This window comes from Melioribacteraceae bacterium (assembly GCA_030584085.1).
Taxonomy (GTDB): domain Bacteria; phylum Bacteroidota; class Ignavibacteria; order Ignavibacteriales; family Melioribacteraceae; genus SURF-28.
In genome coordinates, this window is sequence record CP129490.1 from 949345 (window position 1) to 965504 (window position 16160).

The window sequence follows — 16160 nt, forward strand, 5'->3', positions numbered from 1 at the left end:
CGTTATTTTGGGGATGAGTGGGGAAAAGTGTTGAATTTTCCCATACATTAAACTTGAAAAATTATGTTTATTGGCAGCTTTAAATATTCGATCGATTCAAAGGGCAGAATTGCTTTACCGGCAAAATTACGCAAAAATATAAACCCGGAAGCAAATGATACTTTTGTTCTTACACGCGATACCGAAAAATGTATTAGTATATATCCGTTGGATATTTGGAAAAAAATGGCCGCCGAGAAACTTAAGATCAACCAGTTCGATCCGAAAGAAGCAATGTTCCTAAGGTTATTCTTAAATGAAGCTGCAGAGGATACCCTCGATTCACAATCACGATTATTAATACCCAAACGATTAATAGAATACGCAGAGATTGATAAAGAAGTTTTGATTTTTGGTTCCATGGATAAAATTGAAGTTTGGAATCCCGATGTGTATGAAAGTTACATCAAAGAAAATTTTTCCTCTTTTAAGGAAATTGCTAAAGATGTAATGAAACGTGATGAGTAAACTTGTTCATCAACCTGTACTATTAAACGAAAGTATTGATCACCTTATTACTGATCTTAACGGAAGTTATCTCGACGCAACAATCGGTTTTGGTGGTCACTCCAAAATGTTCTTAAATAAACTGAGTAGTAAAGCAAAACTTGTAGGCATTGATAAAGATGATGTCGCATTCAAAGCTTGCAAAGAGATGTTTGCCGAAGATAAAAGAGTTTTGCTTTATAAAACCGGATTCACAAAAATTGATCTGATTTCTAAGATCGAGTTCATTGATAAATTTGACGGCATCTTTGCTGACTTGGGAGTTTCCTCATTTCAGCTGGATGAATCTGATTCGGGGTTCACATATAGAGAAGAAGCGATTCTTGATCTTCGTATGAATAAAGAGGAAGGTATTCCTGCTCATAAAGTTTTAAATGAATTCGAAGAAACGGAAATCGCAAATATTCTTTTTCATTATGGTGAAGAGAAAAACTCTAGGAAACTTGCTCGGTTAATTAAAGATGAGAGAACAAAAAAAAAGATCACCACAACAACTCATCTTAAACAATTAATCGAAAGTACCACTCCGCAGCCATTTGTTTTTAAAACATTATCGAGGGTATTTCAAGCACTGCGGATTTATGTGAATAACGAATTAGACGAACTAAAAGAGTTCTTACAAAAGTCTTTTGATCTTTTAACTCCGGGAGGAAGAATAGTAATTATAAGTTACCATTCTTTAGAAGACAGGATTGTTAAGGAACAATTTAAGTATGAAAGCCTGGACTGCATTTGCCCGCCGGGAACACCGGTCTGTATTTGCGGAAAAGAGAAACGGATTAACATACTTACAAGAAAACCTGTCACACCAACTACAAATGAGATAAAAGAAAATAGGCGAGCGCGAAGCGCAAAACTAAGAGTGGCAGAAAGGGTATGAACAAAAGTAATTTTGTTAAAAATCTAATTTTTCTATTTGCATTAATTTGCTTGTGGATTTTCCCGCACCTCTTTCTCAGCTCTGAAATTGATCTACTTAAAAACCAAGAACAAACATTACAATTGTCTCTTAAAGCTATCAATGATAAAATTGAACGCTTAGTGGAAAGAGATTTCAAAGTTTTACAAGATGAATACAGAATCGTTAAGATTGCCGAAGATTCACTCGGCTTAGTTAGATCACTTCATCCTTTTGATGAAGTTTATGTTGACGGTAACCGCATTAATCAAATTGAAAAAATTGTAAACGAGAAATATGATTAATTCACGAGCACTTTTAATTACTTTTATCTTGTTTGTAAGTTTTGGCGTAATTGCGGCAAGACTTTTCAACCTACAAGTGCTCGATCACAATTACTATTCCGAAGTCGCAAAAAACCAACAAGATAGATCACTTCTTATTAAAGCCGAAAGAGGATTAATAAAAGATAGAAATGGCGATATCCTTTCTTACACAGAAGATGATATTTCTTTCTTTGTTGATGCAAGAATGCTAAATGCAAATTCTAGACAGAAAATATCAGCCAAATTTTCTGAGGTGTTTTCAAAGAGTGAAAGTTATTATCTCAATTTGATGAACTCTGCTAAAGGTAATGTCTTTTTAGAGAAGAAAGTTCCACGCGAGAAATATCTTAGTTTCAAATCATTCGTTGTCGATGGTTTGGTTTCAGTTGAAGATCCGACAAGAGTTTATAGCAACGAAACTCTAGCCGCACACATACTAGGTTATGTAAATAATGAAATGATTGGACTCGATGGAGTTGAACGTGTCTTTGATGAATATCTAACCGGAGTTGATGGATTACTTTATGTCGAACGTGATGTTCAAGGAAGAATTGTAACGGTAAAAGATGAACTTTCTCGTCAACCAAAACCCGGGCATGATGTTTATTTAACAATCGATACAAAGTACCAAAAAATACTTGAACAAGAACTTCAAAAAGGGACGGAAGACTGTGGTGCTGAATCGGGTATAGGAATTTTGATGAATCCGAATACCGGTGAAATAATTGCACTGGCAAACTATCCCACCTTTGATCCGGATGCATATTCCAAATTCAATGATCAAATAAGAAGAAACAGAGCTGTAACAGATACTTATGAACCCGGTTCGACAATGAAAGCTCTCACTATGTCTATTTTGATTGACAACGATTTAGTAAGAGAAGATGAAGTAATCGATACGGAAAACGGAAGATATAAAATTGCGAATGCAAGTATTATTGATGTTCATAAATATGATCGGTTAACTGTAAGAGAAGTTTTAGAACATTCAAGCAACGTTGGAATGACAAAGTTAATTGAAAGAGTCGATGATAGAACTTTCTATAAATATTTACGTGATTTTGGATTTGGTAACTCAACTTCAATTACTCTTCCGAGTGAATCGCCCGGATTCTTAAAGAAACCGGATTTCTACTCAACACTGAGTAAACCGTTTATGTCATTTGGTTACGAAATTTCTGTGACTCCGCTTCAGATGGTCACCGCATTTGCTTCGCTTATTAATGGAGGTATCCTTTATCAACCTAGAATAATTGATAAAATAGTAGATGAAAATGGTAAAGTAATTGAAAGCTACCAATCCAAAAAAATTAGAAATGTTATTAGTGCTGAAACTTCGGAACGAATTAAAAACTTGATGCTTGGAGTTGTAGAACACGGTACCGGTAAGCTTGCTAGAACAGATAATATGTTTGTCGGCGGCAAAACCGGAACCGCACAGAAAATTATAAACGGAGCCTATGCAAAAGATTATAATGCTTCATTCATTGGTTTCTTCCCTGCAGATAATCCGCAAGTAGTTGGATTAATATTACTCGGTTCCCCTGCAAAAGGAAAATATGGCGGTGTAGTGGCTGCACCTGTATATAAGCGAATTGTAAATAGAATAGTACAAGAAGATATAAATGTTATTCCGCAAAAAGTTATGATAGCCCGGCAAGATGAAAGTCTTGATAAAATTTTGGAATCCGTAACCGGTGATGAAAATCCTGTATTTCTGGAAACCGCAAATATTGGTGATGTAATTCCCAAAGTCGAACTTGCAAGTCAATTTGTCGGCAGAGTCACAATGCCCAATTTAGTTAATAGATCTTTACGCGATGCACTTGCAGCTATGAATGAAATGGGATTAAGATTTGATATTGAAGGTAGCGGAAAAGTTGTTGACCAAAGCATTAAACCCGGAACCCAAATTAAAGTTGGAGATATATGTTTCATAAAATGTGAAACCAATAGCTCACTTCGAACTCTGGGAGTTTATTGATGAAATTATCACAATTATTAAATAATGTTAAAACGATTCATGTCACCGGAAACGCCGAATTGATTGAGATAAAAGATATCACAATTGATTCACGAGCGGTAAAAAAAGATTCACTCTTTGTTGCGATAAAAGGATATAAAACAGACGGACATAGATTCATTCTAGATGCGATCAATAAAGGGGCTGTAGCAATTATTCTTGAAGATAATTATGCTGTACCCGACCAAGTATTTGATAAATCCGGTTTGGTAAAAATCCTTGTTAAAAGCAGTCGCAAAGCATTATCCGAAATATCTGATGAATACTACAATCATCCCTCCGAAAAGTTACAAGTAATAGGAATCACGGGCACAAAAGGAAAGACCACAACTGCATTTTATCTAAAGTCAATTCTCGAAGAGATGGGGGATAAATGTGGATTGATTGGAACGATTGCGAACTATGCCGGAAATAAAGAATTAAAATCCCGATTAACAACTCCCGAGGCGAATGAAATTAATTTCATGATGCAAGAGATGTTAAGTGTAAATTCAAAATATTGTGTTATGGAAGTTTCATCTCATTCACTCTCTTTAGATCGAGTAGCAAATATCGATTTTGATTCTGCAATCTTCACAAACATCGCATCAGATCATTTGGATTTTCACAAAACATTTGAAAATTATTTAGCAGCTAAAAAAATATTATTTGATCAACTAAAGCCAAATGCAACAGCAATTTATAACATAGATGATAGCAATTCTACGGCAGTTATTAGTTCTACAAAAGCAAAAACATTTTCATTCGGTACCAACCTTAACTCGTATTATAAGTTAAAAAATATTCAATACGATTTTAGCGGTACTAAGTTTGATTTGTTTTATAAAGAAAGAAAATATTCTGTCGAAACAAAATTAATTGGTTTGTTTAATGCTTTTAATGCAGTTGCCGCTTTAGCTGCAGCAACTTCTCTCGGAATTGATATCGAACAAGCAGTTGAAGGAATTAAAAACACACCACAAGTGCCGGGCAGATTTGAATTAATTCAGATGGAAAACAAAAAAGTAATAATTGATTATGCCCATAATGCCAGCAGCTTAAAAGAGGTATTAATGTCATTGCAGCATGTGAATAAAGAAGGAAGAACAATTCACACTGTATTTGGCTGTGGTGGTGATCGGGATAGAACTAAAAGACCGGTGATGGGAAAAATTGCTGATGAACTTAGCGATGTAATCTATGTTACTTCCGATAATCCGAGAACTGAAGATCCAAATAAAATTATTGACGATGTTATAAAAGGTATATCAAGAAAAGACTATCATAGAATTGAAAATAGAGAAGAAGCAATTAAAACAGCAATAGAAAAATCCGAGGACAACGCAGTCATCCTAATTGCAGGCAAAGGACACGAAAACTATCAAGAGATAAACGGTGTGAGGAGTTATTTCTCTGATAAAGAAACTGCAATGAAGTATTTATCCGAAGGATTAATGAGATAACAATGAAATCATTAAAAATTACATTGGAAGATTTTTTCAATTTGCCAGGCGCAGTCATTTATAATCCCGATGAATTTAAGCCTGTTAAAAAAGTTTCTATTGATTCCCGTAACATAAGTAAAAACACTTTGTTTGTTGCAATAAAAGGTAAGCGAACTGACGGGCATAAATATATAAAAGAAGCAATTACTAACGGTGCTTCAGCAGTAATGATTTCAAAAAAGAGAGTGAAAGATTTTTCATCTATTAAAATTCCGGTAATCGCTGTTGATAATACAACTAAAGCTTACGGTAATCTTGCAAATGTTTGGAGACAGAAACTAAATGCAAAAGTAATTGGGTTGACGGGTAGTAACGGTAAAACCAGCACCAAGGAAATGATTGCGACACTTTTATCAGCCAAATACTCAGTAACAAAATCAGTTGCAAACAATAATAATCATATTGGTGTCCCGTTGACCCTATTTACTGCAAATGAAAAAACTCAAGCAGTAGTACTTGAAGAAGGCACAAATCATTTTGGTGAAATTGAATACATAGCAAAAATATCCGAACCTGATTTGTCTTTAATTACTAATATCGGTGACTCACATTTGGAATTCTTAGTAGATAGAGATGGCGTCTTCAAGGAAAAATCATATTTGTTATCTGTAACGGATGATAACAATGGAACAATTCTAATCAACAATGATGATCCGTATCTAAGCAAAAGTAAAAAGAATTATAAAGATGTTATTACTTATGGCTTCAAGGGAAAAGTCGATATAAAAGGAAGACTAATCGGTTTCAGTCAATATGGATATCCCGAAGTTGAGATTATTGGCAAAGGGAAAAAGTTAAAAGTTGTTCTTCCACTTTTAGGCGAATCAAATGTAAAAAATTATCTAGCAACAGTCGCGGTTGCAATCACATTTGGTCTAACTAAAAAGGAAATTATCGATGCAACCAAAAAATTTGAGGTAGTAAAAGGAAGATTAAATCCAATTATTTCAGAAACAACAATGTTAATTGACGATACATATAATTCAAATCCGGATTCGGTAAGAGCGGCAGTTGATTTGCTAAGTCAGATCAAAAAGTATAAACGAAGAATCTTAATTCTTGGTGATATGCTCGAACTCGGTAAAGGAAAAGAAAAACTCCATGCTGATCTTAAAGACTATATTATGAAAAGAAAAGTCGACGAAGTTTATATGCATGGTAAACTTATGAAGAATTTGTATGAAGCTTTACCTTCTACAAAGATTGCAACTTTACACTTTACACTACGAGAAAGTCTAAAACGTTTTGCAAATGTGATGGATATAAATGATTCTGTAATCTTGATAAAAGGCTCGCGTGGAATGAAGATGGAAGAGTTCGTCGAAATAATTAAAAAGAGAATGCAATAATGTTTTACTATTTGTTTGATTATATCAATGACAAATTTAGTCCGCCGGGATTCGATATCTTCCGGTTCCTAACATTCCGCTCAATTTTAGCGGCTATTACTGCGTTGATTCTTGCATTTTATGTCGGACCAAAGTTGATCAATTATTTACATCGCAAACAAATTGGTGAAACAATAAGAGTTGACGGTCCAGAAACTCACAAAGCTAAAGCCGGAACTCCTACGATGGGCGGTATCATCATTATGATATCGATTACAATTCCAATATTACTTTGGAGTGATTTAAAAAGTACATATATACTTCTTCCAACTTTTGGAATGCTATTTTTAAGCTTAGTCGGTTTCATTGATGACTATCTAAAAGTTGTGAAAAAATATCCAAAAGGATTAATTGCAAAGTATAAGTTAGTCGGTCAAATTTTTGTAGGATTAGTTGTAGGTGCAGTAATTTATTTTTCACCCGAGTTTGCACAGTATAGTACTCAAACAACATTGCCGTTTTTTAAAAATCTCAATTTTGATTTCTCTTATCTATATATACCGGCGGTTATCTTTATAATAACAGCAATTTCAAACGGCGTAAATCTTACTGACGGCTTGGACGGACTTGCGATGGGAACAATGACAATAGTCATGCTAACACTTGCTGTCATCGCATACGTATCCGGCAATGTTATCTACTCGGATTACTTGAATATTATGTACTTACCCGGTTCTGGTGAACTTACAGTTTTCATTGCCGCTTTTGTCGGTGCAGGTTTGGGATTCTTATGGTTTAATTTTTATCCGGCACAAATTTTCATGGGCGACACAGGTTCACTTGCAATGGGAGGGGCTTTCGGAATAATAGCCATACTAATTAAAAAGGAATTATTGATTCCAATCCTCGGCGGGATTTTCTTCCTTGAAACTGTTTCGGTAATTATTCAAAGATTGTATTTCAAATACACAAAGAAAAAATACGGTGAAGGAAGAAGAGTTTTCTTAATGGCTCCTATTCATCATCATTTTGAAATGAAAGGGTGGACCGAGCCTAAAATTGTAATCAGATTTTACATCATAACAATAATTTTGGCAATAATAAGTTTGGCTTCGTTTAAGATACGTTAATGATTATAAAAGATAAAAAAATATCGATCATCGGTGCTGTTAGAAGTGGTGTTGCTGCTGCTAAGCTTGCATTGGCTCATGGTGCAATTCCATTTGTTTCCGATTCTAATACATCAGAAAAATTAGTTGATGCAGAACGAGAATTCGATCAATTAAAAATTCAATACGAATTTGGTAATCACTCGAAAAAAGTTTTTGATTGCGATTTTATAGTTACAAGTCCGGGCGTACCAAGTGATTCCGATGTTCTAGTAAATGCAAAATCGAAAGACATTCCAATTTATAGTGAAATTGAATTTGCATCCTGGTTTTGTGAAGGTTCAATCGTTGCCATTACAGGTTCAAACGGAAAAACTACTACTACTACATTATTGAATTATCTTTTAAACGAAGCTGGTTATATTTCTTATCCAGCGGGTAATATTGGAAATGCGCTATCAGGAATAGTCGATAAACTTAATGGTAATGACTTTGTTTCACTTGAGACTTCGAGTTTCCAGTTAGATCATATAAATACATTCAAACCAAAATTTTCAGTGATCTTAAATATCACACCGGATCATTTAGATCGTTATGAAAACTCATTCGAAAAATATAAACAAGCAAAGCTAAGAATTTTCGAAAACCAAGACGAAAATGACTTTTTGATATTAAACGCTGATGATTCATCATTATCCAAACTTCAGATAGATTCAAAAGTAAATCGATACTTTTTCTCTACAAAAAATAAAGTTGAAAACGGAGCTTTTTGTTCGGATGGAAAATTCATATTCGTGAATAATAATGTTGAAGAAGAAATTTGTGATTGCAGTGAACTTTATATAAAGGGTGAACACAATAGATCAAATGCTTTAGCTGCATTAATTGTAGCAAAATTAATTGGTATTACAAACGAAAAAATTAAAGATGCGTTTGCAAGTTTCAAAGGTGTTGAACATCGCTTAGAATTTGTAAGAGAAATTGAAGGAATAAAATTTATTAATGATTCCAAAGCCACAAATGTTGATTCGGTTTGGTATGCTTTACAAAGCTTCGATACTAAAATTTTATTAATACTTGGCGGCAAAGATAAAGGCAACGATTATAATATTATTAAAGATTTAGTGAAATCAAAAGTTAAAAAAATCTATGCAATAGGATCATCCAAAGATAAAGTATATGATTTTTTCCATGACATTGTAAGCGTGGATAAAAAAGAAACAATGGAAGATTGTGTGGTAGCCGGAAGAAATGAAGCAGAAGCAAATGAAATAGTATTACTTTCACCTGCATGCGCAAGTTTTGATATGTTCAAAAACTTTGAACATAGAGGTGAAGTTTTCAAACAAATAGTGATGAGTCTGAATTAATGAGATTATTAACTAGAATAATATTGCTCTGTGTTATTTCGTTGATGTTGCTCGGCGGTGTTTTAGTGTTTTCTGCTAGCGGAACATACAGTCAAATGAAGTTTAATAATTTCTACTATTTATTTAACTCGCATTTATGGAAAATTCTAGCCGCTATCGGAGTAATGATAATCTTCGCTTCAATCCCGTATGAATTCTATAAACGATACAGCAAACAAGCCATGTTCGGAATAGTTTTTTTACTTGTATTAACATTATTTATTGCTCCCTCTGTAAAAGGTGCATCGAGATGGATAAATCTTGGATTCATACAATTCCAGCCATCGGATTTAGCCAAAATTATTTTGATTATGCATCTAGCCGTTCTTATCGAAAAGAAAAATGAAATTCTACATGATTTTAAAAATGGTTTAATCTATTTACTCTTCTGGGTGTTTTTAATTAGTGGTTTGGTTTTAGTTCAGCCAAACTTAAGTACAAGTATGATAATTATTCTCACAAGTTTTACTCTGCTTTATATCGGTGGTGCTAGACTTAAACATATTCTTTTTACTTTATCCGGAACTGCATCAGTTGGATTTATAATGATGATGTTATTCTCGCATTCAAGGCAAAGAATTTTAGCATTCATAAATAGCTTCGGAAGCGAATCCAGCATGAACATACAAGTGTATCAAGCTAAAGTTGCATTAGGAAGCGGTGGATTAATCGGGAAAGGAATTGGAAACAGCAGGCAGAGTGATTTGTTTTTACCAGAATCGTACGGCGATTTTATTTTCTCGATTCTCGGTGAAGAGTATGGATTCATCGGAGCTATTGTTACTCTTTTAATTTACTTAACAATCTTTTTAGCCGGATTGATTATCGCAAAAAAAGCAACTGATAAATTTGGTCAACTTCTTGCATTCGGATTATCGTTTAACATAATAATCAGTGCGTTCATTAATGCTGGGGTTGTATCGGGCATTCTGCCGACAACCGGGATTACTTTACCGTTTATAAGTTTTGGTGGCACATCAATTATAGTATTCGGTCTTTCGGTCGGAATTATTTTAAGTATTGCTAAAGAAACTATAAAAAAACGAGAATTGAGATTATCGCAAGCATGAAAGGTTCACCAATATATCGTTTTGTTTTTGCAGGTGGCGGCACAGGTGGACATCTTTATCCGGCAATTGCAGTTGCAGAAAAAATAAAAGAACTAAAACCGGAATCAGAAATATTGTTTATAGGAACAAAAAATAAAATTGAATCGAAAGTTGCTCCCGCGAGCGGGTTTAACTTTATATCTATTTGGATAAGCGGATTTTCTCGGCAATTGAATCTTAGCAATATTCTTTTTCCATTAAAAGTGTTTGTCTCATATTTCCAAAGTTTGATTGCTCTTACAAAATTCAAGCCTCGTGTTGCAATTGGAACAGGTGCTTATGTTGCCGGACCTGTTATTTCTGCCGCATCAACATTGGGAACGAAAATCATTTTATTAGAGCAAAATAGTTATCCAGGAGTGACAAATAGATTATTAGAAAAGAAAGCTGATCAAATACATATAAGCTATGAAGATTCAAAAAAATATTTTAGACAAAGCGAAAAGCTTGTAGTTACTGGAAATCCAATCAGACCCAAATTAAAATTGATTGATAGAACTGAAGCGGTTAAGAATTTGAATCTAGATTCAACAAAAAAGATTCTTCTTGTAATTGGCGGAAGCGGTGGTGCCGGTTCAATCAATAAAGCTATCGCAAACAATATTCAATCTTTTGTTGGGAATGATATTCAGATTTTATGGCAAACAGGAAAATATTATTACGAGAATTATTTGAATTATAACTCCGACTCGGTAAAGGTTATGCCATACATTGATGATATGAAGTCAGCTTATTCATGTGCTGATTTAATAATTGCAAGAGCAGGAGCTACAACAATTGCAGAGTTAAGCTATTTAGGATTACCTGTAATTCTAGTTCCGTCACCAAATGTAGCGGCAAATCATCAATTTAAAAATGCTGAATCATTAGTAAAAGAAAATGCAGCAGAATTAATTGACGATGGAAAAATAAATTCGGATTTATTTGAGAAAGTAAATTCAATTATAAATGACTCGACAAAATTAGATTTAATGAAAAAAAACATCCTAAAATTTTCTAAACCTGATGCGGCAAAAGTTGTCGCGGAAAATGCAATTAATTTAGCGGAGCAATTGTAATTATGGCTATGATGATGAATACCGTAAAAAATGTTCACATGGTTGGAATCGGTGGAATCGGTATGAGCGGAATTGCAGAAATTCTTCTTACAAAAGGCTTCAAAGTTTCCGGATCCGATATTGCTAAAAGTGAAGTAACCGATAGACTTGAATCACTCGGAATAAAAATTTACGAAGGTCATAAAACTGAAAATTTAGAAGAAGCAGATGTGCTTGTTTATTCATCGGCAGTGACAGTTGAAAACCCCGAAGTTAAAGAAGCAATCGCTAGAAAGATACCGGTAATCAAAAGATCGGAAATGCTTGCAGAATGTATGAGAATGAAATATGGAATTGGTATTGCCGGTACACATGGTAAAACTACAACTACTTCAATGGTGGGATTGGTTTTAACTGAAGGCGGAATTGATCCTACAATTATTGTTGGTGGTAAACTAAGTGGATTAGGCGGAACTAATGCTCGACTTGGCAACAGCGAATTTATTGTAGTTGAAGCCGATGAATTTGATAGAACATTTTTAAAATTGACACCAAGTATTGCAGCAATTACAACATTAGAAAAAGAGCATCTTGATACTTACAAAGATTTGGATGACATAAAATCGGCATTTGTTCAGTTTGCAAACAAAGTTCCATTCTTTGGTTTTGTTGTTTTATGCATGGATGAACCGGCGCTTCAAGATATTATTCCGTTAATAAACAAAAAAGTATTTACATACGGCTTGACTTCCCAAGCTGATATCAGAGCAATCGATATTAAACACGAGCATTACACAAGTAGTTATACCGTAATTTATAAAGGTGAAGAACTTGGTAGAATTACTTTGCAAATGCCCGGTGTTCACTTTGTGAAAAATTCACTTGTTGCTGTATGTATTGCTAAAGAAATGGGAATCGATTTTACAACAATTAAAAAAGCTTTAGAATCATTCACCGGTGTTTACAGACGATTTGAAACTAAATACAGCAACGATATTCTTGTAATTGATGACTATGCACATCATCCGACTGAAACAAACGCAACTTTATCCGGAATTAGAGCTGGATGGAAAAATAGACTTGTCGTTGTTTTTCAACCGCATCTTTATTCAAGAACGAGAGATTTCTATGCGGAATTTGGTAGATCATTCCTGAATACAGATGTTTTCATTTGTACTGATGTTTACCCTGCAAGGGAAAAACCAATTGATGGAATTTCTGGTGAATTAATTGCTAACACAGCAAAAGATTTTGGACATAAGCATGTAATCTATGAATCGGATAAAAATAAAATACCCGATCTTTTAATGAAGCTCCATAAGAAGAATGACATAATTGTAACAATGGGTGCCGGTGATATTTGGAAATTCGGTGAAAAATTTGTCGAAATGTTAAAAAATAAATAAATGAAAAATCTCAGCGGAAAAATAGCGACGATCGTATTAATCTTCTTAATCGGAATGGTTATTTATTTATCGTTTGGGGTTGAACGAAACGATAAGATTAATATTTCTGTGATTGAGATTAACGGAAATTTTCATCTTCCGAAAAATTCCTACTTCGAGTATGCTAATCTGCATGAGAAAACTGATTATCATTTACTATCACTTCAATTAATAAGAGATAGATTTCAAAAACATCCATATATAAAGCAAGTTAACGTTGAATATACAGGAGATGGAAAAGTTGTTGTTCGTATCAAAGAAAAAGAGTTAAAAGCATTGTTAATAACTAACAACAATAGATACTTAATGTCCGGTGATATGGAAATAATTCCGGTATTAAAAAATTCGCAGAATATAAATTATCCGGTTATTCAAATTGCATCGGATGATAAAAGCATCTCCCACTTTAAGATAGTAAGAGATAATTACGAACTAAAAACATCATTCAAAATATTAACGGCTGCAAAACTGTTAAATCCAAGTTTGTATGATAACCTTTCCGAAATTGATTTTAGAAATGGTAAAAACGCAGTAATACATTTTTCATCGGTTGATTATCCGGTTATACTCGGTGCAAAAGATGAAATAAAGAAAATGGTTGTCTTCGAAAAACTTTGGGAAAGTATTGGAACTGTTCAGGCAAACAAGTTACTCGAATATGTCGATCTCCGATTTACTGATAAAGTTTATCTTGGTCTCATCGGAGAAAATTTACAAGTAGAGGAAACTCAAACATGAAAAAAAATATTATAGCCGGATTAGATTTAGGTACGACGAAAGTATGTGCTGTTATCGCAGAGCAGATGGATAACAAACTGAATATCCTTGGCTTCGGTGTTGCTCCTTCTGAAGGTCTTAATCGTGGATTAGTTGCGAACATTGCTAAAACTGCAGAAGCAATTAAAGAAGCAATGGAAATAGCTTCTAACCGTGCGGGTTTCGAAGTTAGAAATCTAAATGTTGGTGTCGCCGGTGAACATATCACTAGCCTTCGTCATAGAAATTATGTTACCATAAGTAATCCGGATAAAGAAATTACGCAAGGTGATCTTGATAGATTACGAGCCGATGTTAAAACAATTAGAATTCCTTCGGATCGACAAATCCTTCACATAATTCCGGAAGAATTTTTTGTTGATTATCAAGGTGGAATAGAAGATCCAATTGGTATGTCAGGTTCAAGGTTAGAAGCTGTTAATCATGTTGTGCTGGCATCAATACCGGCAATTCAAAACATTAAAAAATCGGTTGAACGAGCCGGTTATTCGGTTTCAAATTATATACTTCAACCGATTGCATCAAGTGTTTCCGTACTTGATGAAAATGAAATGGATTTGGGAGTTACTCTTATTGACATTGGCGGTGGTACCACAGATGTCGCAATTTTTCATGATAAGAGTATTAAGCATACAAAAGTTATCGGTGTTGCCGGCAACCAAGTAACAAATGATATAAGAGAATCTTTGGGAATTGTTACATCAGAAGCTGAGAAATTGAAAAAAGAATTTGGTTACGCAACTGAAGAGGCAATAATCAAAGAAGAAGATATCTATATAAAAGGTGTTGGTGCAAGAGGTAATGTTAAAATTCCCGTAACACTCTTAACACAGGTTATACATGTAAGAATGCGTGAACTCTTCTCTATAATAGATAACGAATTAAGACAAACGGGATTCAAAAATAAAATTAAAGCCGGAATAGTTTTAACCGGCGGCGGCTCATTATTAAAAGGTTGTAAAGAATTAGCCGAAGAAGTTTTTGGTATGCCTGCAAGAATCGGAATACCTATTGAACTTGGATCTGGTTTATCAAATGAAATTGAAAGTCCTGAATTTGCAACCGTAGGTGGATTGATAAAGGGAGTTCCCGGTTCACCAGCAGAAGATACCGGAAAAACTTTCAAATTAAAAAAAGATAAAAGTACGGTCAAAATTGGAAGTTTCTTCAAACGAATACAAGAATTTTTTGATGAATTATAAAAACATAAATACCACAACAAGGAGGTAACATGAGTAAATTTGCCACCCTAGAACGCGATCATGAACTTTCCGCACGTCTTAAAGTTGTAGGCGTAGGCGGTGGCGGTTGTAACGCTATCGAAAGTATGATCAAAAGAGGATTGACAGGCGTAGAGTATGTCGCTATTAATACTGACGCACAAGTTCTCCAAAAAAATAGTGCAGATCATAAAGTTCAAGTAGGTGTTGGACTGACAAAGGGTCTTGGTGCCGGAGCTGATCCTGAAGTAGGAAAGAAAGCAACCGAAGAGGATAGAGAAAAAATTAAGGGAATTTTAAACCACAGTGATATGGTATTTGTCACTGCCGGAATGGGTGGTGGAACCGGAACCGGTGGAGCACCTATTGTTGCATCTATAGCAAAAAGTGTTGGTGCTTTAGTGATCGGAATTGTTACAAAACCATTTCGCTGGGAAGGTAAAAAGCGAATGATGAATGCCGAAGCAGGTATTCAAGAACTCAGACAATTTGTAGATAGTTTAATAGTTATCCCTAACGAAAGAATTCTAAACATTTTGGATAGTTCGGTTGGTGCGTTAACTGCATTCGATAAACCCAACGAAGTTCTTTATGAAGCTACCAGAGGTATCGCTGATATTATAACCGTACCCGGAATTATAAATGTTGATTTCGCCGATGTGCGTTCAGTAATGAATCATAGCGGCGAAGCATTGATGGGTTGCGGAATTTCTTCAGGTGAAAATCGTTCCGTTGAAGCTGCTCAAAAAGCAATTTCATCACCTCTGTTGGAAGGTATTTCAATCAAAGGTGCAAAGAATATTCTACTTAATGTAACCGGTTCAAGCAATCTAACGATGCAGGAAATCGAGGAAGGTAATAGAGTTATTTACGAAGCTGCCGGTGAAGAAGCTAACATTATATTTGGTTTAGTTAATAAAGAAGAAATGAATGAATATGTTTCGTACACTGTAATTGCAACTGGATTTTCTTCAAGAAGTGAATCTAGCGGTGTAAGTAAATTGAGAGCAGAAAAACCCGAAAAGCCGAAAGAAGAAACAGAAAGATTTCCCATCGGTGGGTTTAATCGACGAGAATTGGAAATTGAAGACGAAGAAAATTTAGATGTACCGACAATCTTCAGAGTAAAAGGATCACAGAAAAAGATGTTTGAATCTGCAGAATCCGAAATTAAAGGCGGATTCAAAATTGAACAGATGGATGCCTTCGAAAGTGAAAAAGCTGAGGAAAAGAAGAAAAAGAAAGAATTTGAAATGAGAGAGCAAGACAGTTCCTCATTTTTACGAATGATGATGGATTAAGGTTAACCCTAAATCCCTTTCTGCCAAAAGGCTGTTGACGAATCTTACCTTGTTGTGGTGACATGGTTGCAAAACAAGATATCGACACAGCCTTTTGTTTTTACCTTCGTTATTGGTTTTTATTTTAGTTTATTATTACTAATTTTAC

14 protein-coding genes are annotated in these 16160 nt (G+C 34.5%); all 14 read left to right on the plus strand.

Annotated features, from left to right (window positions below; translation table 11 throughout):
• Positions 1-63: 63 nt before the first annotated feature.
• The 14 genes from mraZ to ftsZ are packed head-to-tail and all read left to right on the plus strand — an operon-like array spanning position 64 to position 16012.
• The gene (mraZ, locus tag QY331_04380; protein WKZ70489.1) at positions 64-507 is read left to right on the plus strand and encodes a division/cell wall cluster transcriptional repressor MraZ; all 444 of its coding nucleotides are present in this window, start codon (positions 64-66) and stop codon (positions 505-507) included.
• Positions 500-1426 carry a 16S rRNA (cytosine(1402)-N(4))-methyltransferase RsmH gene (gene rsmH / locus QY331_04385; GenBank protein WKZ70490.1) on the plus strand — a complete coding sequence of 309 codons (927 nt, stop codon included), beginning with the start codon at positions 500-502 and terminating at the stop codon, positions 1424-1426. The genes mraZ and rsmH overlap by 8 nt, the downstream gene beginning before the upstream one ends.
• Entirely contained in the window at positions 1423-1749 is a 327-nt protein-coding gene (locus QY331_04390; protein WKZ70491.1) for a hypothetical protein, read from the plus strand. Before rsmH ends, QY331_04390 begins: the two co-directional genes overlap by 4 nt.
• Positions 1742-3754, plus strand: coding sequence for a penicillin-binding protein (locus QY331_04395; protein ID WKZ70492.1), 2013 nt, complete (start codon positions 1742-1744; stop codon positions 3752-3754). Before QY331_04390 ends, QY331_04395 begins: the two co-directional genes overlap by 8 nt.
• Complete coding sequence (locus QY331_04400; protein WKZ70493.1) at positions 3754-5235, plus strand: UDP-N-acetylmuramoyl-L-alanyl-D-glutamate--2,6-diaminopimelate ligase; 1482 nt, start codon at positions 3754-3756, stop codon at positions 5233-5235. The genes QY331_04395 and QY331_04400 overlap by 1 nt, the downstream gene beginning before the upstream one ends.
• A gap of 2 nt (positions 5236-5237) precedes the next feature.
• Positions 5238-6626, plus strand: a complete 1389-nt coding sequence (gene murF / locus QY331_04405) for a UDP-N-acetylmuramoyl-tripeptide--D-alanyl-D-alanine ligase (protein WKZ70494.1) — start codon at positions 5238-5240, stop codon at positions 6624-6626.
• Complete coding sequence (gene mraY / locus QY331_04410; GenBank protein WKZ70495.1) at positions 6626-7735, plus strand: phospho-N-acetylmuramoyl-pentapeptide-transferase; 1110 nt, start codon at positions 6626-6628, stop codon at positions 7733-7735. Before murF ends, mraY begins: the two co-directional genes overlap by 1 nt.
• Positions 7735-9084: a UDP-N-acetylmuramoyl-L-alanine--D-glutamate ligase gene (murD, locus tag QY331_04415; protein ID WKZ70496.1), complete on the plus strand. Its 1350-nt coding sequence runs from the start codon at positions 7735-7737 to the stop codon at positions 9082-9084. The genes mraY and murD overlap by 1 nt, the downstream gene beginning before the upstream one ends.
• A complete protein-coding gene (locus QY331_04420; protein ID WKZ70497.1) occupies positions 9084-10193 on the plus strand; it encodes a putative peptidoglycan glycosyltransferase FtsW in 1110 nt (369 codons plus the stop codon). Before murD ends, QY331_04420 begins: the two co-directional genes overlap by 1 nt.
• Positions 10190-11290: an undecaprenyldiphospho-muramoylpentapeptide beta-N-acetylglucosaminyltransferase gene (gene murG, locus QY331_04425; protein ID WKZ70498.1), complete on the plus strand. Its 1101-nt coding sequence runs from the start codon at positions 10190-10192 to the stop codon at positions 11288-11290. The genes QY331_04420 and murG overlap by 4 nt, the downstream gene beginning before the upstream one ends.
• Before the next feature lie 2 nt (positions 11291-11292).
• The gene (murC, locus tag QY331_04430; GenBank protein ID WKZ70499.1) at positions 11293-12675 is read left to right on the plus strand and encodes a UDP-N-acetylmuramate--L-alanine ligase; all 1383 of its coding nucleotides are present in this window, start codon (positions 11293-11295) and stop codon (positions 12673-12675) included.
• Entirely contained in the window at positions 12676-13452 is a 777-nt protein-coding gene (locus QY331_04435; protein WKZ70500.1) for an FtsQ-type POTRA domain-containing protein, read from the plus strand.
• Positions 13449-14693, plus strand: a complete 1245-nt coding sequence (ftsA, locus tag QY331_04440; GenBank protein ID WKZ70501.1) for a cell division protein FtsA — start codon at positions 13449-13451, stop codon at positions 14691-14693. Before QY331_04435 ends, ftsA begins: the two co-directional genes overlap by 4 nt.
• Positions 14694-14722: 29 nt before the next feature.
• On the plus strand, positions 14723-16012 hold the full coding sequence (ftsZ, locus tag QY331_04445) for a cell division protein FtsZ (protein WKZ70502.1): 1290 nt from the start codon (positions 14723-14725) through the stop codon (positions 16010-16012).
• The last annotated feature ends 148 nt before the right edge of the window (positions 16013-16160 follow it).

What these genes read in the sequence shown, in the direction of transcription:
- mraZ (WKZ70489.1), top strand. Translation starts at nt 64, where the DNA reads ATGTTTATTGGCAGCTTTAAATATTCGATCGATTCAAAGGGCAGAATT.
- rsmH (WKZ70490.1), top strand. Translation starts at nt 500, where the DNA reads ATGAGTAAACTTGTTCATCAACCTGTACTATTAAACGAAAGTATTGAT.
- QY331_04390 (WKZ70491.1), top strand. Translation starts at nt 1,423, where the DNA reads ATGAACAAAAGTAATTTTGTTAAAAATCTAATTTTTCTATTTGCATTA.
- QY331_04395 (WKZ70492.1), top strand. Translation starts at nt 1,742, where the DNA reads ATGATTAATTCACGAGCACTTTTAATTACTTTTATCTTGTTTGTAAGT.
- QY331_04400 (WKZ70493.1), top strand. Translation starts at nt 3,754, where the DNA reads ATGAAATTATCACAATTATTAAATAATGTTAAAACGATTCATGTCACC.
- murF (WKZ70494.1), top strand. Translation starts at nt 5,238, where the DNA reads ATGAAATCATTAAAAATTACATTGGAAGATTTTTTCAATTTGCCAGGC.
- mraY (WKZ70495.1), top strand. Translation starts at nt 6,626, where the DNA reads ATGTTTTACTATTTGTTTGATTATATCAATGACAAATTTAGTCCGCCG.
- murD (WKZ70496.1), top strand. Translation starts at nt 7,735, where the DNA reads ATGATTATAAAAGATAAAAAAATATCGATCATCGGTGCTGTTAGAAGT.
- QY331_04420 (WKZ70497.1), top strand. Translation starts at nt 9,084, where the DNA reads ATGAGATTATTAACTAGAATAATATTGCTCTGTGTTATTTCGTTGATG.
- murG (WKZ70498.1), top strand. Translation starts at nt 10,190, where the DNA reads ATGAAAGGTTCACCAATATATCGTTTTGTTTTTGCAGGTGGCGGCACA.
- murC (WKZ70499.1), top strand. Translation starts at nt 11,293, where the DNA reads ATGGCTATGATGATGAATACCGTAAAAAATGTTCACATGGTTGGAATC.
- QY331_04435 (WKZ70500.1), top strand. Translation starts at nt 12,676, where the DNA reads ATGAAAAATCTCAGCGGAAAAATAGCGACGATCGTATTAATCTTCTTA.
- ftsA (WKZ70501.1), top strand. Translation starts at nt 13,449, where the DNA reads ATGAAAAAAAATATTATAGCCGGATTAGATTTAGGTACGACGAAAGTA.
- ftsZ (WKZ70502.1), top strand. Translation starts at nt 14,723, where the DNA reads ATGAGTAAATTTGCCACCCTAGAACGCGATCATGAACTTTCCGCACGT.